3 protein-coding genes are annotated in these 25855 nt (G+C 76.1%); all 3 read left to right on the top strand.

Annotated features, from left to right (window positions below; all coding sequences use genetic code 11):
* The first annotated feature begins 5 nt into the window (after window positions 1-5).
* A complete protein-coding gene (locus ACIBA9_RS07825; RefSeq protein WP_399360666.1) occupies window positions 6-5459 on the top strand; it encodes an SDR family NAD(P)-dependent oxidoreductase in 5454 nt (1817 codons plus the stop codon).
* Window positions 5459-10219: a type I polyketide synthase gene (locus ACIBA9_RS07820; protein WP_399360664.1), complete on the top strand. Its 4761-nt coding sequence runs from the start codon at window positions 5459-5461 to the stop codon at window positions 10217-10219. The genes ACIBA9_RS07825 and ACIBA9_RS07820 overlap by 1 nt, the downstream gene beginning before the upstream one ends.
* A gap of 67 nt (window positions 10220-10286) precedes the next feature.
* Window positions 10287-25817, top strand: a complete 15531-nt coding sequence (locus tag ACIBA9_RS07815) for an SDR family NAD(P)-dependent oxidoreductase (protein WP_399360662.1) — start codon at window positions 10287-10289, stop codon at window positions 25815-25817.
* Window positions 25818-25855: the final 38 nt, after the last annotated feature.

Below are 25855 nucleotides of genomic sequence, written 5' to 3'. Positions count from 1 at the left end.
CGCTGGTGAACAACGAAGAGCAACTGCTCGACTATCTCAGGCGGACCACCGCCGACCTGCGGGATACGCGGCGGCGGCTGCGCGAGAACGAGCAACGCGCGCACGGCCCGATCGCCGTCGTCGGCATCGGATGCCGCTACCCCGGCGGCGTCACCACCCCCGAGGAACTGTGGGACCTCCTCGCCACGGGAACCGACGCGGTGTCCGACTTCCCCGCCGACCGCGGCTGGGACGTGGACGCCCTGTACGACCCCGACCCGCAAACGCCCGGCAGAACCTACGCCCGCACCGGCGGATTCCTGTACGACGCCGCCGACTTCGACTACGACTTCTTCGGCATCAGCCCCCGCGAGGCCCTCGCCATGGACCCGCAGCAGCGGCTCCTGCTGGAGACCTCCCACGAGGCCTTCGAGCGGGCCGGTATCGTCCCGGCCACCCTGCGCGGCAGCCGCACCGGCGTGTTCGCCGGCGTGATGTACAACGACTACGCCACCCGCCTCACCTCCGTCCCCGACGACCTCGACGGCTACCTCGCCAACGGAAGCGCCGCCAGCATCGCCTCCGGACGCGTCGCCTACACCTTCGGCCTCGAAGGCCCGGTGGTCACCGTCGACACCGCCTGCTCCTCCTCACTGGTCGCCCTGCACTGGGCGGTGCGGGCCCTGCGGTCGGACGAGTGCTCGCTCGCCCTGGCCGGCGGCGTCACCGTGATGTCCACACCGGAGACGTTCATCGACTTCAGCCGGCAGCGCGGACTGGCCCCCGACGGCCGCTGCAAGGCGTTCGCCGCGGCGGCCGACGGCACCGGCTGGGGCGAGGGCGCCGGCATGCTCCTGCTGGAGCGGCTCGCCGACGCCCGGCGCAACGGCCATCCGGTGCTCGCCGTCGTCCGGGGCAGCGCGGTCAACTCCGACGGTGCCAGCAGCCGGCTGACCGCGCCCAACGGCCCCTCCCAGCAGCGGGTCATCCGGCAGGCGCTGGCCGGCGCCGGGCTCACCGCCGCCGACGTCGACGTGGTCGAGGCGCACGGCACCGGCACCTCCCTCGGCGACCCCATCGAGGCACAGGCGCTGCTCGCGACGTACGGCCGGGAACACCCCGCCGACCGGCCGCTGCTGCTGGGCTCGGTCAAGTCCAACCTCGGGCACACCCAGGCCGCCGCAGGCGTCGCCGGCGTCATCAAGATGGTGCTGGCCATGCGGCACGGCGAGGTCCCGCCCACCCTCCATGTCGACGCTCCCACCGACCAGGTCGACTGGAGCGCCGGTGCCGTCGAACTGGCCCTGGAACGGCGGCCGTGGCCCGACACCGGGCGGCCCCGCCGCGCCGCCGTCTCCTCCTTCGGTATCAGCGGTACCAACGCGCACGTGGTCCTCGAACAGGCGCCGGCCGACCCGGACCCGGCCGAGGACGCCGGCCACCCGCCCGCGCGGGACGGCGCCTGGATCCCGTGGACCGTCACCGGCCGCACCCGCCAGGCCCTCGCGGGACAGGTCGGGCGCCTGCGCGACCACCTCGAAGCGCACCCGGGCGCGCGCCCGGCCGACCTCGCCCTGGCACTGGCCACCACGCGCGCCCGTTTCGAGTACCGGGCCGTCGCCGTCGGCCGGGACACCGGGGAACTGCTCGCCGGACTCGCCGCCGCGACCCCGCTCACCCGGGTGGGCGGCCGGACGGCCTTCCTGTTCACCGGTCAGGGAGCGCAACGACCCGGCATGGGCCGGGCCCTGCACCGGGCCTTCCCCGCGTACGCGGCGGCCTTCGACGCGGTGTGCGCGCTCGCCGACCCCGCCCTGCCACGGCCGCTCGCCGAGGTGATCGACGACGACGCCGCTCTGCTCACCCGTACCGACTACGCGCAGATCGCCCTCTTCGCCACCGAAGTGGCCCTCTACCGCCTGCTGGAGTCCTGGGGCGTGACCCCCGACTACCTGGCCGGGCACTCCGTCGGCGAACTGGCCGCCGCCCACGTCGCCGGTGTGCTGTCCCTGCCGGACGCCGTCCGGCTGGTGCTGGCGCGCGGCGCCCTGATGGCGGCCCTGCCCGCGGGCGGGGCCATGGCCGCGCTGCGCGCCACGGAGGACGAGGTCGCCCCCCACCTGGACGACCGGGTCGGCCTCGCCGCCGTCAACGGCCCCCGCTCCGTGGTCGTCTCGGGTGCGGCCGAGGCCGTCGACGCCCTCGCCGCCCGCTTCGACCGGAGCAAGCGGCTGACCGTCTCGCACGCCTTCCACTCGCCGCTCATGGAACCGATGCTGGCCGACTTCGCCGACGTCGCCGCCGGGTGCTCCTTCGAACCGCCCCGCATCCCGATCGTCTCCACGCTCACCGGCGCCCTCGCCGAGCCCGGCCGGCTGACCGAACCCGGCCACTGGGTCGACCACGTCCGCCGGCCCGTCCGCTTCGCCCCCGCCCTGACCGCCCTGCACGAGCTGGGCGTCCGGGTGTTCCTGGAGGTCGGCCCGGACGCGGCCCTCACCGCCCTGGCCGGGGACTGCCTGCCCGAGGACAGCGTGACCATCGCCGGGCTGCGCCGCGACGGCGACGAGGAGCGCGACCTGGTCACGGCCGTGGCCCGGCTGCACGCGGCCGGCGCCCCCGTCGACTGGGAGGCCTTCCTCGCCCCCCACGCGGCCCGCCGCACCGACCTGCCCACCTACGCCTTCCAGCGGGAACGCCTCTGGCTGGAGGCCACCGCCAAAGGCACCGGCGACGCCGACGGCCTGGGGCAGCACGCCACCGGGCATCCGCTGCTGACCGCCGCGGCCGACCTGCCCGACACCGGGGGAGCGCTCCTCACCGGCCGGCTCTCGCGGGCCTCCCACCCGTGGCTGGCCGACCACACCGTCCACGGCACCGTGCTGCTGCCCGGTACCGCCTTCGTGGAGATGGCCCTGCGGGCGGCGGAGCACACCGGATGCGACACCGTGGACGAACTCACCCTGCACGCCCCGCTGATCCTGCCCGAGCGGGGTGCCCTCGCCGTACAGGCGGCCGTCGGCGGAGAACGGGACGGACGCCGGGAACTGACCGTCTGGTCCCGCCGCGCCGACACCCCCGACGCCCCGTGGACCCGCAACGCGGCCGGAGTCCTCACCAGCGCCCCGGCCGAGGCAGGCGCGTCCACCGAGGCCGCGCCGCCCGCCGGCGAGGCGCACCCCGCCCAGCCGACCGCCTGGCCGCCCCAGGGCGCCGAACCCGTCGACCTGGACGGCCTCTACCCGGACCTCGCCCGCACCGGCTACGGGTACGGCGAGAACTTCCAGGGGCTGCGCGCCATGTGGCGGCGCGGGGACGAGCTGTTCGCCGAGGCGGCCCTGCCCGAGGGCGCCCGCGCCACCGCCGGCGCGTTCGCCGTGCACCCGGCGCTCCTCGACGCCGTACTGCACGTCAACCTGCTGGACCTGCCCGGCGGACAGGCGGTGCTGCCGTTCGCCTGGGGCGGCGTCACGCTGCACGCGTCGGGCGCCGACACCCTGCGGCTGCACCTGACCCCGTCCGGTCCGCAGTCCGTCACCCTCGCCCTCGCCGACGGCTCCGGAGCACCGGTCGCGACCGTGCGCAGCCTGGTGGCCCGGCCCGTCACCGCCGAGCAGCTCGCCGGGGACGGCGACGACCCGCTGTACCGGGTCGACCTCGTCCCGGCGACGGCACCGGCCTCCCCGGGCCTGCCCGCCCTCGCGGTGTGCGGCCCGCGCGACGCCGCCGGGCTCGACGCGCCGCACCACCCGGACCTGGCCGCCCTGACCGCCGCAGGCCCGGTGCCGGACCTGGTGGTCCTGGCCGTACCGACCGCCCCCGACACGGCGGCGGACCTGCCCGCCCTGGTCCGGGAGCGGGTGCACGCCACCCTGCACACCCTGCGCGCATGGCAGTCCGAGGAGCGCTGCGCCGACAGCAGGCTCGCCGTGCTGCTGCGCGCCGGCGATCTGACCCACGCCCCCCTGTACGGCCTGGTCCGCGCCGCCCAGGCCGAGGATCCGGGCCGGTTCCTGCTGGTCGACAGCGACAGCGACGATGGGGCCGCCCTCCGCGCCGCCCTGGCCACCGCGCTCGCCTCCGGTGAACCGGAGGTGGCCGTACGCGACGGCGAGACCCGGCTGGCGCGACTGGCCCGCGCCAAACCCGGCGAGCCGCCCGCCTGGGACCCCGACGGCACCGTCCTGATCACCGGCGGCACCGGCGGCCTGGGCGCCCTGATCGCCCGTCATCTGGCCACCCGGCACGGCGTACGGCGCCTGCTGCTGGCCGGCCGCCGCGGCGCCGACGCCCCCGGCGCCGCCCGGCTGCGCGACGAACTCGCCGGGACGGGCGCCGAGGTGACCCTCGCGCGCTGTGACGCCGCCGACCGTGCCGAGCTGGCCGCGCTCTTCGCCGCACACGACGTACGGGCCGTGGTGCACGCCGCCGGCGTCGTCGACAACGGCGTGCTGGGCACCCTGGACACGGACCGGGTCGACCGGGTGCTGCGGCCCAAGGTGGACGCCGCCTGGAACCTGCACGAGCTGACCCGGGACAAGGACCTCTCGGCCTTCGTCCTGCTGTCCTCGGCGGCCGGTCTGCTGGTCGGCGGCGGCCAGGCCAACTACGCCGCCGCCAACACCTTCCTCGACGGACTCGCCGCCCACCGCCGCGCGCTCGGCCTGCCCGCCGTCTCCCTGGCATACGGCCTGTGGTCCGGCTCCGCCGGCATGAGCGCCGGCATCGACACGGCCGATCTGGAGCGGCTGCGCCGGCTCGGCCTGCCACCGCTCACCCCCGCCCAGGGGCTGCGCGCCCTCGACGCCAGCCTCGGCGGCGAGGACCCCGTCGTGGTGCCCGTACGCCTGGACGCCGCCGCGCTGCGCGCCCGGCCGGACGGCGTACCCGCGCTGCTGCGCGGCCTGGTGCGGCCCGCCCGGCGGCGCGGCACCGAGCCCGCCACCACCGACCCCGCCGGCTCCTGGCGCGAGCGGCTCGCGCCGCTGCCGGACGGCGACCGCGACCGCGCCCTGCTGGAGCTGGTCCGCACCCACGTCGCCGCCGTGCTCGGACACCCCGCACCGGAGTCGGTCGACCCGGGGCGCGCCTTCCAGGAGATGGGCTTCGACTCGCTCGCCGCCGTCGAGCTGCGCAACCTCCTCGCGGGCGCCACCGGCCTGACCCTGCCGGCCACGCTCGTCTTCGACCAGCCCACACCGCTCGCCCTCGCCACCCACCTCAAGACCGCGCTCGTGCCCGGACCGGCCGACCTCACCCGGTCGGCGCTGGCCGAGCTGGACCGCCTCGAAGCCGCGCTGCACGCCCTGCCCGACCAGGACGGCAGCCACCTCCGCGTCACCGCACGCCTCGAAGCGCTGCTGCGCGACTGGCAGGACACCCACGGCCGCCCCACCGCGGCCGAGGCGGCGGAGGACTTCCGCGAAGCCAGCGACGACGAACTCTTCGCCAGGATCGACAACGAACTGGGAGCCCAGTGATGGAAGACTCCGCCACGGCCGGCAAGCTCCGCGACTATCTCAAGCGGGCCACGACCGAGCTGGAGCGCAGCCGCCGCCGCGTACGGGAGCTGGAGGAGCAGGACCGCGAGCCCGTCGCCATCATCGGCATGGGCTGCCGCTACCCGGGCGGGGTGCGCACCCCGGAGGACCTGTGGCGTGTCGTCGACGAGGGCGTCGACGTCGTCACCGAGTTCCCCACCGACCGCGGCTGGGACGTCGAGGCGATCTACGACCCCGAACCCGGCGCCCCCGGCAAGACCTACGTCCGCCACGGTGGGTTCCTGCACGACGCCGCCGAGTGCGACCCCGCCTTCTTCGGCATCAGCCCCAAGGACGCCCCCGGCACCGACCCCCAGCAGCGGCTGCTGCTGGAGGTGTCCTGGGAGGCATTCGAACGCGCCGGGATCGACCCGGCCACGGTGAAGGGCACCCCGACCGGTGTCTTCGTCGGCCTGATGCACCACGACTACGTGGGCGGCACCATATCCGGCAGCATCGTCTCCGGCCGCATCGCCTACACCCTCGGCCTGGAGGGGCCCGCGGTCACCATGGACACCGCCTGCTCCTCCTCCCTGGTGGCGCTGCACTCGGCGATCCGGTCGCTGCGCAAGGGCGAGTGCTCCCTGGCGCTGGCGGGCGGCGCCGCCGTCATGGCCAGCCCCGAGATGTTCATCGAGTTCAGCGAGCGTCGCGCGCTGTCCCCCGACGGCCGCTGCCACTCCTTCTCCGACGACGCCGCGGGCGCCGCCTGGGCCGAGGGCGCCGGCATGCTGCTCGTGGAGCGGCTGTCCGACGCCCGCCGCAACGGCCACGAGGTCCTCGCCGTCGTCCGCGGCTCCGCCGTCAACCAGGACGGGGCCTCCAACGGCCTGACCGCGCCCAGCGGCCCGGCCCAGATCCGCGTCATCCGGCAGGCCCTCGCCGACGCGCAGCTCGCCCCGCACCACATCGACGCGGTCGAGGCGCACGGCACCGGCACCACCCTCGGCGACCCCATCGAGGCCCAGGCCGTCATCGCCGCCTACGGGCAGGACCGCCCGGAGGGACGGCCGGTCTGGCTCGGTTCCATCAAGTCCAACATGGGCCACCCGCAGGCGGCGGCCGGCGTCGGCGCCATCATCAAGACGGTCATGGCCATGCGTCACGGCACCCTGCCCCGCACCCTGCACGCCGAGAACCCCAGCACCGCCGTCGACTGGAGCGCCGGCGAGGTCCGGCTGCTCACCGAGGCCCGCCCCTGGGACACCCCCGACGGACGCCCGCGCCGCGCCGGTGTCTCCTCCTTCGGCATCTCCGGCACCAACGCCCACACCATCCTGGAGGAGGCGCCGCCCGCCGAGCCCGAGCCCACCGCCCCCGAGCGCGCCGCGCTGCCCGTCATACCGTGGGTGCTGTCCGGCAAGGGCGCCGACGCCGTCCAGCGGCAGGCGGAGCGGCTGCTCGCGGTCGCCGGCGACCTCGACCCCTACGACGTCGGATACTCGCTGGCCACCACCCGCACCCTGTTCCCGCACCGGGCCGCCGTCACCGGCCGCGACCGGGACGAGCTGCTGGCCGCGCTGCGCGCCGTCGCCGACGGCGGTCACCCGGCCGTGGCGGCGCCCGAACCCGGCCGGCTCGGCATGCTGTTCTCCGGCCAGGGCTCCCAGCGGCCCGGCATGGGCCGCACCCTGCACGCCGCGTTCCCGGTGTTCGCCGCCGCCTTCGACGAGATCTGCGCCGCCTTCGACGCCCACCTCGAACGGCCGCTGCGCGAGGTGATGTTCGACCAGGACGCGGACGACCCCGCCACCGCGCCGCTGTATCGCACCGGCTACACCCAGGCGGCCCTGTTCACCTTCGAGACCGCCCTGTACCGGCTGCTGGAGCACTGGGGCATCCGCCCCGACCTGCTCGCCGGACACTCCATCGGCGAGGTCGTCGCCGCACACGTCGCCGGCGTCCTGGACCTGGCGGACGCCGTCGCCCTGGTCGCCGCCCGCGGCCGGCTGATGCAGGAACTGCCCGCCGGTGGCGCGATGGTGTCCCTGCTCGCCACCGAGGCCGAGGTCAGGGCGCTGCTCACCGACGGCGTCGACATCGCCGCCGTCAACGGCCCACGCGCGGTGGTGATCTCCGGCGACGAGGAGGCCGTACTCGCCGTCGCCGCGCGGACGGAGAAGAGCACCCGGCTGAAGGTCTCGCACGCCTTCCACTCCCACCGCATGGACCCCATGCTCGAGGAGTTCCGTGCCGTGCTGGCCGGCCTCACCTTCCACGAACCCGCCCTGACGGTCGTCTCCAACGTCACCGGCCGCCCGGCCACCGAACTCACCTCGCCCGACTACTGGGTACGGCACGTCCGCGAGGCCGTCCGCTTCCACGACGGGATCACCGCCCTGGCCGCCGAGGGCGCCACCCGCTTCCTGGAGATCGGCCCCGACTCGGTGCTCACCAACCTGGCCCAGGACGTGGTGCCCGACGTCATCGGCACCCAGCGCCGCGACCGCGCCGAGGACGCCGCCCTCCTCGACGCCGTCTGCCGGCTGCACCTGACCGGCACCGGACCCGACTGGCCGACCCTGTTCACCGGGGGCCGCAGGGTCACGCTGCCCACCTATCCGTTCCGCCGCGACCGGCACTGGGAGGACGCCCCCATCCTGCAGGCCGAACGCTCCGCCGCCGCCGGGGCGGGCGGGGACGCGGCCGATCCGTTCTGGGAGCTGGTCCGGGAACAGGACGTGAGCGCGGTCGCCGCCACCCTCGGCGTCGCCGACGAGACGTCCGTCGCCGCCGTCGTACCGGCCCTCGCGGCCTGGCACGAGCAGCGGCGGACCAACGCCGCCGCCGACGGCTGGCGCTACCGCGTCACCTGGGAGCCGCTGGCACCCCCCGCCACCCCGGCGCTCGGCGGCCACTGGCTGGCCGTCGTCGCCGACGGCGACGGCGACCCGTGGACGACCGCTGTCCTGACCGGACTCACCGACCGGGGTCTGGCCGTCGACACCCTCGCGGTACCGGACACGGCCGGCCGCCCGGAACTCGCCGGGCTGCTCACCGGCCACGGTGAGGTCGACGGCGTCCTGTCCCTCCTGGCGCCGGTCACCGCGCCCACCGCCACCGCCGCGCTCGTCCAGGCACTGGGGGACGCCGGGGTCACCGCCCCGCTGTGGTGCGCCACCCGCGACGCCGTCGCCCACGGCACCGCCGGCGCCGTCACCGGCCTCGCTCAGGCGCCCGTGTGGGGCCTCGGCCGGGTCGCCGCCCTGGAACACCCCGACCGCTGGGGCGGACTGGTCGACCTGCCCGCCGAGATCGGACCGCAGGTCACCGCCCGGCTGGCCGCGCTGCTCGGCGACGCCGGCGGCGAGGACCAGGTCGTCGTCCGCGAGTCCGGCACCTACGGCCGGCGCCTGGAGCACGCCCCGGCCCGGCCCGGCGCCCCCTGGAAACCCTCCGGCACGGTACTGGTCACCGGTGCCACGGGCGCGGTCGGCACCGCCGTCGCCCGCCGCCTCGCCGCCGAGGGCGCCCACCACCTGCTGCTGGTCTCCCGTCGCGGAGCCGACGCGCCCGGCGCCACCGACCTGGTCCGCGAACTCACCGCCACCGGCGCCGAGGTGACCCTCGCCGCCTGCGACGTCACCGACCGGCAGGCACTGACCGCACTGCTGGACTCCGTCCCCGAGGAGCACCCCCTCACCGCGGTCCTGCACCTGGCCGGGGTCCTCGACGACGGCGTCCTGGACGCGCTGACCCCCGAACGCCTCACCGGCGTCCTCGCCCCCAAGGCCGACGCCGCCCGCCATCTGCACGAACTGACCGCGGACCGCGACCTGTCGGCGTTCGTGCTGTTCTCCTCCCTGACCGCCACCGTCGGCGGCGCGGGACAGGCCAACTACGCCGCCGCCAACGCCTACCTCGACGCCCTCGCCGAACACCGGCGCGCGGCCGGACTGCCCGCCACCTCCGTGGCCTGGGGACCCTGGGGCGGCGACGGCATGGCCGCCCACGGCGTCGTCCGCTCGGCCGCCCGGGCGATGGGCATGACCCCGCTCGACCCCGACCGCGCCCTCACCGCCCTCGGCCGCGCGCTGGCCGGCGGCGACACCACCGTCACCGTCGCCGACGTCGACTGGTCGGTGTTCGCTCCCGCGTTCACCGCCACCCGGCCCAGCGCCCTGCTGTCCGCGCTGCCCGAGGCGCGGCGCGGCGCGGACGGCCAGGCCCGGACGAGCGCGGTCGACGGGTTCGCCGAGAAGCTCGCCGGACTCACCGGCGGCGAACGCGACCGCGCCCTGCAGGACCTGGTGTGCTCCCAGGCCGCCGCGGTCCTCGGCTATGCCAGCGCCGACGCGGTCGAACCGGCCACCGCCTTCCGCGACCTCGGCTTCGACTCGCTCACCTCCGTCGACCTGCGCAACCGCATCAGCGGCGCCGCCGGAGTACCCCTGCCGGCCACGCTCATCTTCGACTACGCCACCCCCGCCGCCCTGGCCAAGCACCTGGGCACCGAACTCGCGGGCGCCGACACCTCCGTGGACTCCGTCGTCGCCGAACTGGACCGGGTCGCGGCCCGGCTCGGCGACCTCACCGCCGAGGACATCGAACAGGGACGGATCACCACCCGGCTGCAGTCCCTGCTGGGCGAGCTGAACAAGACCCTCGGCCAGGACACCGACGCCGTCGCCGGACGGCTCCAAGACGCCTCCGCCGACGACGTCTTCGCCTTCATCGACAACGAACTCGGCTCGGCGTGAGGCGACCCGCCCCCCACCCCTCGGGCCGATCGCGGTCCACCTCTTCGCACAGGAGTGGCGACACCCGATGACCAACGACGACAAGCTGCTCTCCTACCTCAAGCGGGTCTCCGCCGACCTCGCCCAGACCCGTCAGCGGCTGCGCGAGGTGGAGACCCAGGACCGGGAACCCATCGCCATCGTCGGGATGAGCTGCCGCTTCCCCGGCGGCGTCACCACCCCGGAGGAGTTCTGGCGGCTCGTCCACGACGGCACCGACGCCATCGGGGACTTCCCCGAGGACCGCGGCTGGGACGTCGACGCGCTCTACGACCCCGACCCGGACGCCACCGGCAAGAGCTACGTCAGACGCGGCGGGTTCCTCGACGACGCGGCCGGGTTCGAGCCGGACTTCTTCGGCATCAGCCCCCGCGAGGCGGTCGCGATGGACCCCCAGCAGCGGCTCCTGCTGGAGGTGTCGTGGGAGGCCCTGGAACGCGCCCGGATCGCCCCCGACACGGTGCACGGCACCCGGATCGGGGTGTTCGCCGGCACCAACGGCCAGGACTACAAGGACCTGCTGGCGAAGTCGGCGCAGGACGGCGAGGCCGCGCTCGGCACCGGCGTGCTGGCCGCCGTGATCTCCGGCCGCATCTCCTACACCCTCGGCCTGGAGGGCCCGGCCGTCACCATCGACACCGCCTGCTCCTCCGCGCTCGTCGCCGTCCACCTGGCCGTCCAGGCACTGCGCGCCAAGGAGTGCACCCTCGCCCTGGCCGGCGGCGCCACCGTGATGTCCACGCCGGGCAACTTCATCGCCTTCTCCCGGCAGCGCGGCCTCGCCCCCGACGGCCGCTGCAAGTCCTTCGCGGACACCGCCGACGGCACCGGCTGGAGCGAGGGCGCCGGCATGCTGCTGCTGGAACGCCTCTCCGACGCCCGCCGCAACGGCCACGAGGTGCTGGCCGTCGTCCGCGGCTCCGCCGTCAACCAGGACGGCGCCTCCAACGGTCTCACCGCCCCCAACGGCCCCTCCCAGCAGCGCGTCATCCGGGCCGCGCTGGCCTCCGCCGGGCTCGGACCGGCCGACGTGGACCTGCTGGAGGCACACGGCACCGGCACCACCCTCGGCGACCCGATCGAGGCGCAGGCCCTGCTGGCCACCTACGGCCAGGACCGCTCCGCCGACGCCCCGCTGTGGCTCGGCTCGGTCAAGTCCAACATCGGACACACCCAGGCCGCCGCCGGTGTCGCGGGCCTCGTCAAGGCGGTCATGGCGATACGCCGGCGCGTCCTGCCGAAGACCCTGCACGCCGACGAGCCCTCCACCAAGGTCGACTGGGCCCAGGGCCGGGTCCGGCTGCTGACCGAGAACCGGCCGTGGACCGACCCCGGCCGCCCGCGCCGCGCCGCCGTCTCCTCCTTCGGCGCCAGCGGCACCAACGCGCACACCATCGTCGAGGAGGCCCCCGCCGAAGACCCGGCGGACACCGCGCCCGAGCCGCGCACCGCACCGCCGCTGCTGCCCTGGGTGATCTCCGGCCGCACCGAAGGAGCCCTGCGCGAGCAGGCCGCCCGGCTGGCCGCCGCCGCGCCCGGCCTGGACCCCGTCGACGTGGCGCACTCCCTGGCCGCGACCCGCACCGCCCAACCCTGCCGCGCCGTCGTCCTCGGCGGCGACGGCGACGCGCTCACGGCCGCCCTGGCCGAGGTCGCCGAGGGCGGCCGGGGCATCGCCTCGGGCCGGGTCCGCAAGGGACAGACCGCCTTCCTGTTCACCGGACAGGGCGCCCAGCGCGCCGGCATGGGTCGCGAACTGCACGCCCACTTCCCGGTGTTCGCCCGCGCCTTCGACGAGATCTGCGCCCTGACCGGCGACGGCGAACTGCGCGACCTCGTCCTCGGCGACGACCCCGAGCCGCTGAACCGCACCGCCCGCACCCAGACCGCCCTGTTCGCCTACGAGGTCGCCCTGTACCGGCTGGTGGAGTCCTGGGGGCTGACCCCCGACTACCTGGCCGGGCACTCCGTCGGTGAGATCGCCGCCGCGCACGTGGCGGGCGTGCTGGACCTGAAGGACGCCACCACGCTGGTGGCCGCGCGCGGCCGGCTCATGCAGGCACTGCCCGAGGGCGGCGCCATGATCGCCGTACGCGCCACCGAGGACCAGGTCCGCCCGCTGCTCACCGCCCGGGTCGCCGTCGCGGCCGTCAACGGCCCCGACTCCGTGGTGATCTCCGGAGACGCCGACGAGGCCGAGGCGGTGGCCGCCCACTTCGACAAGAGCCGGCGGCTGAAGGTCTCGCACGCCTTCCACTCCCCGCTGATGGAACCGATGCTGGCCGAGTTCCGGTCGGTCGCCGAGTCCCTGACCTTCCACCGGGCCACCGTGCCGGTGGTCTCCAACGTCACCGGCGCCCTCGCCGGCCAGGACCTCGCCGACCCCGGCTACTGGGTGCGGCACGTGCGCGAGGCCGTCCGCTTCCACGACGGGATCCGCGCCCTCGCCGCCGAGGGCGTCACCCGCTACCTCGAAGTCGGCCCGGACGCGGTGCTGACGGCCATGGCCCGCGAGTGCCTGGCCACCGGCGGCAGCGACGCCGACGCCGTGCTGGCCGCCGCCGGCCGCCGCGCGCGCGACGAGACGGAGACCCTGCTCACCGCCCTGGCCCGGCTGTACGTCGGCGGGGCCGCCGTGGACTGGACCGCGCTGTTCACCGGCGCCCGCACCGTCGCCCTGCCCACCACCGCCTTCCGGCGCGAGCGGTTCTGGCCCGAGAGCGCCGCACAGGTCGGCGACGTCGGCTCGGCCGGACTCGACCCCGCCGACCATCCGCTGCTCGGCGCGGCCACCGTGCTCGCCGGCACCGACGGCGCCGTGCTCACCGGCCGGCTGTCCGTGCGCACCCACCCCTGGCTCGCCGACCACGTCGTCGGCGGCTCGGTCGTCGTCCCCGGCACCGCCATGGTCGAACTCGCCGTCCGCGCCGGAGACCAGGCCGGCTGCGCGCGCCTGGAGGAACTCGCCCTGGAAGTACCGCTGGTGCTGCCGCCCGACGACGGCGTCCGCGTCCAGGTCGCCGTCGGGGCACCGGACCCGTCCGGCATCCGCACCGTGCACGTGTACGCCCGCGCCGAGAGCCTGCCGGCCGACGAACCCTGGACCCTGCACGCCTCCGGCCTCCTCGCCGCCGCCACCGACACCCCGGGCGGCCGCCTGGACGTCTGGCCCCCCGAGGACGCCGAACCGCTCGACATCACCGGCCTGTACGAGCGGCACGCCGCCGCGGGACTGCGCTACGGGCCCGCCTTCCGCGCCCTGACCGCCGCCTGGCGGCGCGGCGACGAACTGTTCGCCGAGGTGCGGCTGCCGGACCGACCCGCCGCCGACGCCCCCCGCTTCGGCCTGCATCCGGCCGCCTTCGACGCGGCCCTGCACGCACCGGCCCTGCTCGGCGACGGCTCCGCCGACGACACCGCCCGGCTGCCCTTCCTGTTCGAGGGCGTCACCCTGCACGCCGTCGGCGCCGCCACGCTGCGGGCCCGGCTGACCCCCACCGGCCCCCACTCCTTCGCCGTCGACCTGGCCGACGCCACGGGCGCCCCCGTCGCCACCGTCACCTCGCTCGCCTCCCGCCCGCTCACCCACCTGCGCGCCGCCCGCGACACCACCGCCGACGCCCTGCTCACCCTCGACTGGCAGCCGCTCACCCTGGAACCGGACGCCCCCGACACCGACCACCGGGTACTGCACAGCACACCGGGCACGGACATCACCGCCGTACGGCAGGCGCTGCACACCGTGCTGGCGGCCCTCCAGGACGACGACCCGCGCCCGCTGGCCGTCGTCACCCACGGCGCGGTCGGCGTCGCCGGGGAGGACGTACCCGACCTGGCCGGCGCGGCCGTCTGGGGCCTGGTGCGCTCCGCGCAGTCGGAGAACCCCGACCGGTTCGTGCTGCTCGACCTCGAACCGGGCGCCGACGCCACGGCCGTACTGCCCGCCGCGCTCGCCGCCGGCGAACCGCAGCTCGCGATACGCTCCGGCACCGCCCACGCCGCCCGGCTCGTACGCGCCGAACTCCCGCCCGAAGCACCCGACTTGCGCCTCGACCCCGACGGAACCGTGCTACTCACCGGCGCCACCGGAGGCCTCGGCCCGGTGATCGCACGCCATCTGGTCACCGCCCACGGCGTTCGCCACCTCGCCCTGCTCAGCCGGTCGGGCACCGCCGACGGCCTGATCGCCGAACTCGCCGCCCTCGGCGCCACGGCCACCGCCCACGCCTGCGACCTCGCCGACCGCGACCGCCTCGCCACCGTCCTGACCGGCATCACGGCCGACCGGCCGCTCACCGCGGTCGTGCACGCGGCCGGTGTCCTCGACGACGGCGTGGTCTCCTCGCTCACCCCCGAACGGATCGACACCGTCCTCGCGCCGAAGGCACTCGGCGCCCTGCACCTGCACGAACTGACCTCCGGGCTCTCGGCGTTCGTGCTGTTCTCGTCCGTCGCCGGCACCGTCGGCGCCCCCGGCCAGGGCAACTACGCCGCCGCCAACGCCCTCCTGGACGCCCTCGCCGCGCACCGCCACGCCCAGGGCGCCCCCGCCCTGTCGCTGGCCTGGGGGCCCTGGGCTCCGACGGGCGGCATGACCGGCACCCTCGACGACGCCGACCGCGCCCGTATGACCCGCGGCGGCATGACCGCCCTGACCGCCGAGGAGGGCACCGCCCTGTTCGACCGGGCGCTGCGGTCCGGCCGCCCCGCCCTCACACCGGTGCGGTTCAACCCGCCCGCGTTGCGCGCCCAGGGCGCCGGCCTCGCACCCGTCCTGCGGGCGCTGGCCGGCCGCTCGGCCCGCCGGGCCGCCGCCGCCGAGGGTGCCGACGTCACCTTCGCCGAACGTATCGCCGCCCTCGGCGAGGAGGAGCGCGCCGAGGCGCTGCTGCACACGGTCCGCACCCACGTCGCCGTCGTGCTCGGGCACGCCGACCCCGGCGACGTGGACGCCGAACGGGCCTTCAAGGACCTCGGCTTCGACTCGCTCGCCGCCATCGAACTGCGCAACTCCCTCTCCGCCGAGGTCGGCAGGCGCCTGCCCGCCACGCTCGTCTTCGACCACCCGTCGCCCGAGGCGCTCGCCGGCCACCTCGCCACCCTGGTCACCGGCGCGCGCGGCGAGGGACGCCGCGAACGTCGTACGACCCGGCCGCGCGCGGACGAACCCCTGGCGATCGTCGGTCTGGCGTGCCGCTACCCGGGCGACGTCCGCACCCCGGACGACCTGTGGCGGCTGGTCGCCGACGGTACCGACGCCATCAGCCCGTTCCCCGCGAACCGGGGCTGGGACGTGGACCGCCTGGTCGACCCCACCCGGCAGCGCCCCGACACCTCCTACGTCGCCGAGGGCGGATTCCTGCATGACGCGGGCGAGTTCGACGCCGCGTTCTTCGGCATCAGCCCCAAGGAAGCCCTCGTCATGGACCCCCAGCAGCGGTTGCTGCTGGAGACGTCCTGGCAGGCGCTGGAGAGCGCGGGCATCGACCCGCACACCCTCAAGGGCAGCCGCACCGGCGTGTTCGCCGGAGTGCAGTACCACGACTACTTCGGCAGCTTCGGCTCCGGCAGCATCATCTCCGGCCGGGTCGCCTACACCCTCGGCCTGGAGGGCCCCTCGCTCTCCGTGGACACCGCCTGCTCCTCCTCGCTGGTGGCGCTGCACCTGGCCGCCCAGTCGCTCCGCCAGGGCGAGTCCACCCTCGCCCTGGTCGGCGGCGTCGCCGTCATGGCCACCCCCGAGACGTTCGTCGAGTTCAGCAGGCAGGGCGCACTCGCCCCCGACGCCCGCACCCGCGCCTTCGCCGACGCCGCCGGCGGCACGGTGTGGGGCGAGGGCGTCGGCGTCCTCGTCGTCGAACGCCTCTCCGACGCCCGGCGCAACGGCCACGAGGTCCTCGCCGTCGTCCGCGGCACCGCCGTCAACCAGGACGGCGCCTCCAACGGCCTGACCGCCCCCAACGGCCCCTCCCAGGAACGCGTCATCCTCGAAGCCCTGCGCAACGCCCGTCTGACCACCGCCGACGTGGACGTGGTGGAGGCACATGGCACGGGCACCACCCTGGGCGACCCGATCGAGGCGCAGGCGCTGCTGGCCACCTACGGCCAGGACCGGCCCGCCGACACCCCCCTGTGGCTCGGCTCGGTCAAGTCCAACATCGGGCACACCCAGGCCGCGGCCGGCGTCGCCGGCGTCATCAAGATGGTCATGGCGATGCGCAACGGCATCCTGCCCGCCACCCTGCACGTGGACGCGCCGTCCACCAAGGTCGACTGGGACGCGGGCGCCGTACGGCTGCTGACCGAACAGCGGCAGTGGCCGGAGCACGGCCGCCCTCGCCGCGCGGGAGTGTCCTCCTTCGGCATCAGCGGCACCAACGCCCACGTCATCCTCGAACAGGCACCGCACACCCCGGTGCCCACCGAACCCGGCCGGACCGACCCCCAGGGCCCGGCCGTGCCCTGGCTGCTCACCGCCAAGACGCCCGCCGCGCTCGCCGGTCAGGCCGCCGCGCTCCTCGGCCACCTCCAGACCCACCCCGGCCTCGACCCGTCCGACGTCGGCTGGTCGCTGGCCACCACCCGCGCCCGCTTCCCGTACCGGGCCTCCCTCACCGGAGCCGACCAGGCCGAACTGCGCGAAGCCCTGGCCGCCCTGGCAGACGGCGGCACCGCCCGCAACCTCGTCGAAGGCACCGCGGCCGGCCGCGCCCGGCCCGTGTTCGTCTTCCCCGGCCAGGGCTCCCAGTGGCCCGGCATGGCGACCGAACTCCTCGACAGCTCACCGGTGTTCGCCGACCGGATGGCCGAGTGCGCCGCAGCCCTGGCGCCCCACACCGACTGGGACTTCTCCACCGAGCTGCGCGGCGACCCCGAGCGCGTGGACATCGTCCAGCCGCTGCTGTGGGCCGTCATGGTGTCCCTGGCGCACACCTGGAGCGCCTACGGCGTCACCCCGGCCGCCGTCATCGGCCACTCCCAGGGCGAGATCGCCGCCGCCTGCGCGGTCGGCGCCCTCTCCCTGGAGGACGGAGCCCGCGTCGTCGCCCTGCGCTCCCGCGCCATCGCCGAACTGCTGTCCGGCTCCGGCGGCATGATGTCCGTCGGCGAGGGCGCCGACGCGGTCCGCGCCCGGCTCACCGCCTGGGAGGGCCGGCTGTCGGTCGCCGCCGTCAACGGCGCCGCCTCCACCGTGGTGTCCGGCGACCCCGACGCCCTCGCCGAACTCCTCGAACGGCTGCGGTCGGAGAAGGTCCGCGCCAAGCGCCTCCCCGTCGACTACGCCTCCCACAGCGCCCACGTCGAGACCCTGCGCGAGCGCCTGGCGGAGGTCCTCGACGGCATCGAACCGCGCGGCACCCGGGTGCCGTTCTACTCCACCGTCACCGGTGGCCCCCTCGACACCGCCGGACTGGACGCCGGGTACTGGTACCGCAACCTGCGCGGAACCGTGCTGTTCGAGGAGGCGGTACGCGCCGCCGTCGCCGACGGGCACCGCCTGTTCATCGAGTCCAGCCCGCACCCGGTGCTCACCGTGGGCATCCAGGAGACCGACGAAGCGGTGGCAGCCGTCGGCTCGCTGCGCCGCGACGAGGGCGGCCGGGACCGGCTGCTGACCGCCCTGGGCGAGGCGTTCACCCAGGGCGCCGCGGTCGACTGGGCCGCCGTCGCCGAGGGCCGCCGACCGCGCCGCGTCCCGCTGCCCGGCTACGCCTTCCAGCACGAGTGGTACTGGCTCGACAGCACCGCCGGCGGCGCCGACGTCACCTCCGCCGGGCTCGCCCCCACCGACCACGCCCTGCTGGGCGCCGCGATGGTACGGGCGGACAGCGAGGGCGCCGTCCTCACCGGACGCCTCTCGCCGGGCGTCCAGCCCTGGCTGGAGGACCACCGGGTCGGTGGCCGGCTGCTCTTCCCCGGCACCGGGCACCTGGAGCTGGTGCTGCGCGCCGGCGACCAGGTCGGCTGCGGCGACATCACCGAACTCACCCTGCACGCCCCGCTGGTGCTGCCCGACCACGGCGCCGTGCAGCTCCAGGTCGTCGTCGGGCCACCCGAGGGACCGACCCGGCCGGTCACCGTCTGGTCGCGTCCGGAGAGCCCCGACGAGGACCTGCCCTGGACCCGGCACGCCGACGGCCTGCTCGCCCCGACCGGCACCCTCCCCGCCACCGCCGACACGCTCACCGCGTGGCCACCGCGAGGCGCCGAACCCGTACCGCTCGACGGCCTGTACGACGAACTCGCCGCTCTCGGCCTCGGCTACGGGCCCCTGTTCCAGGGCCTGCGCGCCGCCTGGCGCACCGAGGACGGCCTGTACGCCGAGGTCGCCACCGACGCGGCACCCGACGGCTTCGCACTGCACCCGGCCCTGTCGGACGCCGCCCTGCACACCGTCGGCCTCACCGACGCCGCGGGCGAGGAGGCGCTGCTGCCCTTCGCCTGGTCCGGGGTACGCCTGTACGCCACCGGCGCGACCGCGCTGCGCGTCCGCGTCCGGCACCTCGGCACGGGCACCGTCGCCCTCCTGCTCGCCGACCCCGAGGGCGCGCCGGTCGCCACCGTCGACTCGCTGACCCTGCGGCCCCTGCGCACCGAGGCGCTGCCCGCCGCGGCCCGCTCGGCCCGCGCGGGCGCCCTGTACCGCGTCGACTGGGTACCGGCCCCGCCGCCCGCGACGCCCGTCGCCGCCCTGGAGGTGGTCCGGGTCCGGCCCGCAGTGAGCGCCGCCGAGACCCGGGCGGTCGTCGGCACGGTCTTGGACGAGGTGCGCGCCCACCTCGCCGACGACCGCCTCGCCGACACCACCCTCGTCGTCGTCACCGGCACCGACCCGGCGGGTGCCGCGGCCGGCGGCCTGGTCCGCTCCGCCCAGTCGGAGAACCCCGGCCGCATCGTGCTGATCGAGGCCGCCCCCGGTGAGGAGCCGCACCCCGAACGCCTCGCCGAGGCCGTGGCCACCGGCGAACCCCACCTGGCCTTCCACGCCGGCACCTGGCAGGTACCCCGCCTGACCCGCGTCCCCACCGCCGCCCCGGCCCCGGCCGCCGCAGAGGAAACCAACGGGATCGACACAACCGACGGGAGCCGCGCCGACGGCACCCGCCTCGGCGCCGGTACCGTGCTGCTCACCGGGGCCACCGGTGCGCTCGGCCGGATCCTCGCCCGTCATCTGGTCGCCGAGCGGCACGTCCGGCATCTGCTGCTGCTCAGCCGACGCGGCGCCGACGCCGACCTGGTCGCCGAACTCGGCGCTCTCGGCGCCGAGGTGACGAGCGTCGCCTGCGATGTCGCCGACCGCGCCGCGCTCGCCGCCGCGCTGGACGCCGTACCGGCCGACCGGCCGCTGACCGCCGTGATCCACGCGGCCGGTGTCCTCGCCGACGGCGTGCTGACCTCCCTGACCCCCGAGCGCCTCGACACGGTGTTCCGGCCGAAGGCCGACGCCGCCTGGAACCTGCACGAACTCACCGCGGACCTGGACCTGTCGGCGTTCGTGCTGTTCTCCTCCTCCGCCGCCACCCTCGGTTCGCCCGGCCAGGCCAACTACGCCGCCGCCAACGCCTACCTCGACGCGCTCGCCGTACACCGCCGTACCCTCGGACTGCCCGCGCACTCCCTGGCCTGGGGCCTGTGGGCGCAGACCGGCGGTATGACCGGCACCCTCGACGAGACGGACCTCACGCGCATCGCCCGCGGTGGCGTCGCCCCCCTGGAGACCGCGGAGGGCGTCGCCCTCTTCGACGCCGCCCTGCGCGGCGACGACCCCGCCGTCCTGCCGATGAAGCTCGACACGGGCTCGCTGCGCGCCCAGGGCGACGACCTGCCCGCGCTACTGCGCACCCTGGTGCCCGTGCGCCGGGCCGGTGCGGCCACCGGACGCACCGCGGACGGCGGCGCCGACGCCCTGCGCGAGCGGCTCGCCGGGCTGCCGGAGGCCGAGCGGGAACCGTTCCTCACCGAACTCGTGCGGAACCACGTCGCGAGCATCCTCGGCTACCGCTCCGCCCAGGACGTCGGCCGCGCCCTGGCCTTCCGGGAGCTCGGCTTCGACTCGCTGGCGGCCGTCGAACTGCGCAACCGGCTCTCCACGGCGACCGGCCTGCGACTCCCGGCCACCCTCGTCTTCGACCACCCCACCCCCGCCGAACTCGCCGGCCATCTGCTCGGCGAACTCACCGGCACCCTCGCCGGGACCACCGCCCGCACGGCACCCCGGGGCGGTACGGCCGACGAACCGATCGCCGTCGTCGGCATGGCCTGCCGCTACCCCGGCAACATCGCCTCGCCGGAGGACCTGTGGCGGCTGGTGGCCGAAGGCCGCGACGCGGTCGGCGAGTTCCCCACCGACCGCGGCTGGGACGTGGAGAACCTGTACGACCCGACCCTGGACCGCCCCGGCACCAGCTACACCCGGCACGGCGCCTTCCTGTACGACGCCGCCGACTTCGACCCCGCCTTCTTCGCCATGGACGACGAGGAGGCCCTGGTCACCGACCCGCAGCAGCGGCTGCTGCTGGAGACCTCCTGGGAGGCGCTCGAACGCGCCTCGATCGACCCGGCCGGCCTGCGCGGCTCCGACACCGGTGTCTTCGCGGGCGTGATGTACCACGACTACTTCGGCAGCTACGGCTCCGGCAGCGTGGTCTCCGGCCGCGTCGCCTACACCCTCGGGCTGCAGGGCCCCACGCTCAGCGTCGACACCGCCTGCTCCTCGTCGCTGGTGGCGCTGCACCTGGCCGCCCAGTCGCTGCGCCAGGGCGACTGCTCGCTGGCGCTGGCCGGGGGAGTGACCGTCATGGCGACCCCGGGCACCTTCGTGGAGTTCAGCCGGCACCGGGGTCTGTCCCGCGACGGCCGCTGCCGCCCCTTCGCGGACGCCGCCGACGGCACCGGCTTCGGCGAGGGAGCCGGTGTCCTGCTGCTGGAACGGCTCTCCGACGCCCGCCGCAACGGCCGCCGGATCCTCGCGGTGCTGCGCGGCACCGCCGTCAACCAGGACGGCGCCTCCAACGGCATCAGCGCTCCCAGCGGCCCCGCCCAGCAGCGCGTCATCCGTCGCGCCCTGGAAGCGGCCGGCGTCGAGGCCGCCGAGGTCGACGTGGTCGAGGCGCACGGCACCGGCACCACCCTCGGCGACCCCATCGAGGCCCAGGCGCTGATCGCCACCTACGGCGCCGAGCACACCGGGGAACGGCCGCTGTGGCTCGGCTCGGTCAAGTCCAACCTGGGCCACACCCAGGCCGCCGCCGGGGTCGCCGGCGTCATCAAGATGGTCGAGGCCATCCGCAACGAGACGCTGCCGGCCAGCCTGGGCGTCGACCGGCCCTCCCGGCACGTGGACTGGGAGGGCTCCGGCGTCCGCCTGCTCACCGAATCCCGCCCCTGGCCCGACCCCGGCCGTCCGCGCCGCGCGGGCGTGTCCTCCTTCGGCATCTCCGGCACCAACGCCCACGTCATCGTCGAGGCCGCGCCGACCGTGGAGGACGCGGCGGCCGCGCCCACCGGAGGACCCGCGCCCGCGCCCGCCGTCCCGTCCGCCGAGGACCCCGCCGCCCCGCCGGCCGGCGTGGTGCCGTGGCTGCTCTCGGGCCACACCCCTGACGCCCTGCGCGCCCAGGCGGCCCGGCTGCTGGAGCACCTGTCCGCGGCCCCGGACCCGGACCCCCTTCGTCTCGCCGGCGCGCTCGCGCACTCCCGGGCCCGGCTCGGCCACCGGGCCGCCGTCCTCGGCCGCACCCGGGACGAACTGACCGCCGGTGTCCGGGCCGTGGCCGAGGGCCGCACACCCCCGGCCGGCGTGCTCGGTGCCGCGACCGACGGCAGGCTCGCCCTCCTCTTCTCCGGCCAGGGCTCGCAACTGCCCGCCATGGGCAGCCGTCTCGCGGCGGCCTTCCCCGTCTTCGCCACCGCCTTCGACGAGGTCCGGGCCCTGCTGGACCCGCTGCTGGACCGGCCGCTCGCCGACGTCCTCGACTCCGCCGAACTCCTGGAGCGCACCGAGTACACCCAGCCCGCGCTGTTCGCCGTCGAAGTGGCCCTGTTCCGGCTGCTGGAGTCGTTCGGTGTCCGGCCCGACCTGCTCGCCGGGCACTCCGTCGGCGAGTTCGCGGCCGCCCATGTCGCGGGCGTACTCGACCTCGCCGACGCCTGCACCCTCGTCGCCGCCCGCGGACGGCTGATGCAGGCGCTGCCCGAGGGCGGCGCGATGATCGCCGTACGCGCCACCGAGGACGAGGTCATGCCCCTGCTGCGCGACGGGGTGGGGATCGCCGCCGTCAACGGACCCGCGTCCGTGGTCGTCTCCGGGCCCGCCCCGGCGGCCCGCGCACTGGCCGCCCGCTTCGAGCGCACCAGGGAACTGGCCGTCAGCCACGCCTTCCACTCGTCCCTGATGGAGCCGATGCTCGACGAGTTCCGCGAGGTCGCCGCCACACTGTCGTACGGCACACCGCGCATCCCGCTGGTGTCCGCCCTGACCGGCGCCCCCGCCGCCCCCGGCGACCTGGCCACGCCCGAGTACTGGGTGCGGCACGCCCGCGAGGCCGTCCGCTTCGCCGACGCCGTCACCGCCCTGCACACGGCGGGCGCCCGGCACTTCGCCGAGGTCGGCCCGGGCAGCGCGCTGACCGCGGCGGCCGGGGAGTGCCTGCCCGACGGGACCGCCGTCGTACCGCTGCTGCGCAAGGACCGCGAGGAGCCCGAGGCCCTGCTCACCGCTCTCGCCACCCTGCACACGCACGGCACGACCGTCGACTGGACCACCCTGCTGACCCACCGCGACGGCCACGATCTGCCCACCTACGCCTTCCAGCGCAGCCGACACTGGACGACCGGCGAGCCCGGCCTGCCGCGCCCGGCCGCCGACCACCCGCTGCTGGGCACCGCCGTCGAACTCGCCGGCGCCGACGGCACCCTGTACACCGGCCGGCTCTCCCTCGCCGACCATCCGTGGCTGGCCGACCACAGCGTCGGCGGGGTGCCGCTGCTGCCGGGCACCGCCTTCGTGGAGATGGCCCTCGCCGCAGGCGGCCGTACCGGCTGCGGCACGCTGGAGGAACTCACCGTCACCGAACCACTGGTCCTGCCCGAGGACGGAGCCGTCCGCCTGCAGAGCACGGTGGGCGAGCCGGACGCGGACGGCGCCCGCGCCTTCCACGTGTACGCCGCCACCGCCGACGGCGACCCCTGGACCACCCACGCCACCGGCGTGCTGCGCCCCGGCGAGGACCGGCCCGGCCACGAACTCACCGCCTGGCCGCCACCCGGCGCCGAACCGGTCGACCTGGCCGGCGTCTACGAACGGCTGGCGGAACTGGGCGCCGAGTACGGCCCCCGGTTCCAGGGCCTGCGCGCGGCCTGGCGGCACGGCGACGAGGTGTACGCCGAGGTCGCCGTGCCCACCGACACCGGCGCGTTCGGCCTCCACCCGGCGCTGTTCGACGCCGCCCTGCACGCCATCGGGCTGCGCGCCGGAGCCGAGGAGCGCATGACGCTGCCCTTCGCCTGGAACGGGGTGGAGCTGTACACATGCGGGGCGGGCACCCTGCGGGCGCGGATCACCCCGGCCGGCGCGGGCGCCGTACGCCTCGAGGTGGCCGACGAGACCGGCCGTCCGGTGGCGCGGGTGGCGTCCCTGTCCTTGCGGGAACTGGATCCGGAGCGGATCGCGGCGGCCGCCGCGGGCGGACACGACGACCTGTTCGCCCTCGACTGGGTGGCCGCCCGCGTGCCCGCCGCCCCGCAGGCCGGGCGGTGGACCGTACTCGGCGCCGACGACGAGCAGGCGGCGGACGTCCTGGCCGGTGCCCTGGCCGGCGAGGTCGCCGGGATCGCCGTCGCCGCCGACCTCGCCCAGGCCGCCGAACAGAGCCCCGACACCCTGGTCCTCCCGCACACCGGCGGCGACGGCCCGGACGCCGTCCGGGCCGGTGTCCGACGGCTGCTCACCCGGGTGCGGGACTGGCTGGCCGACACCCGGTTCGCCGACACTACCCTGGTGGTGGTCACCCGAGGCGCGAGCGGCCCCGCATCCGAGGACATCACCGACCCCGGCGCCGCCGCCGCATGGGGCCTGATCCGCTCCGCCCAGTCCGAGCACCCCGACCGCCTGGTCCTCGCCGATCTGGACGACACGGACGCCTCCCGCCGTCTGCTGCCCTCCGCCGTCGCCACCGGCGAACCGCAACTCGCCCTGCGAAACGGCGCGGTGAGCGTCCCCCGGCTGGTGCGCGCGCCCCGCCTCCCCGAGGCCGCCCCGGCCGACTGGTCCGGCGGCGTGCTGATCACCGGCGGTACCGGCGCCCTGGGCCGGCTGGTCGCCCGGCACCTGGTCACCGCGCACGGCGCCGACCGGCTGGTGCTGCTCAGCCGCGGCGGCCCCCAGGCACCCGGCGCGGCCGGGCTGGCCGAGGAACTGACCGCGCTCGGCGCCCAGGTGAGCGTCGTCGCCTGCGACGCCGCCGACCGTGCCGCCCTCGCCCGGGTCCTGGACGAGCACCCGGTCTCCGCGGTCGTGCACACCGCGGGCGTCCTCGCCGACGCCGTCCTGACCTCGCTCACCCCCGAGCGGCTGGACGCGGCGCTGCGGCCGAAGCTGGACGCCGCCTGGCACCTGCACGAACTGACCCGCCAACGGCCGCTGACAGCCTTCGTGCTGTTCTCCTCCGCCGCCGGCCTGCTCGGCAGCCCCGGCCAGTCCGGCTACGCCGCCGGCAACACCTTCCTCGACGCCCTCGCCGCCCACCGCCGGGCGCTCGGCCTGCCGGCCGTGTCGCTCGCCTGGGGAGCCTGGGCGGGCAGCGGCGGCATGGCCGACCGGCTCGGCGACACCGACGCCCGGCGCATGGCCTCCGGCGGTGTGCACGCCCTGGACGCGCACGCGGGGCTCGCCCTGTTCGACGCGGGCGTGGGCCGTGCCGAACCGGTCCTGCTGCCCGCCCGCCTGGACCTCACCCCGCGCGACGCCGCCCGCGTCGCCCCGCTGCTGCGCTCCCTGGTGCGGGCGCCGCGCCGGACCGGTGCCGGGGCGTCGGCCACCTCCACGGCACTGCGCCGCGAACTGGCCCCGCTCGCACCGCCGGAACGGACCGAACGGCTGCTGCGGCTGGTGCGTGAGACGGCCCGGCTGGTGCTCGGTGTCGAGGAGTTCGCACACGAACTGCCCTTCAAGGACCTCGGTTTCGACTCGCTGACCGCCGTCGAGTTCCGCAACCGGCTCAACGAGGCCACCGGGCTGCGGCTGACCGCCACGCTCGTCTTCGACCACCCCACCCCGGCCGCGCTCACCGAACACCTCGCCGCCGAACTGGCCCCGCGCACCGCCGACGGCCCGCGTGAGGAGGAGGACACCGTGCGGGCCGCGCTCGCCGCCATCCCGGTGGGGCGGCTCCGCGAGGCGGGCCTGCTGGACAGCCTGCTCGAACTCGCCGGGCTGCGGCCGGCACCCCAGCCGGCGGCGGCCGGCGGTACCGGCCGCGCGTCGATCGACGCGATGGACGCCGAGAGCCTGATCAACATGGCGCTCGACGACCTCCTCGGCGACGACGACGCCCTGTGACACGACACGCGACCGGGACCATCACGGGGAACGTGACC

Source organism: Streptomyces sp. NPDC051452, assembly GCF_044454765.1.
GTDB lineage: Bacteria > Actinomycetota > Actinomycetes > Streptomycetales > Streptomycetaceae > Streptomyces.
The sequence above is the reverse complement of the archived record's forward strand: the minus strand, read 5'-3'. Positions and strand labels throughout refer to the sequence as shown.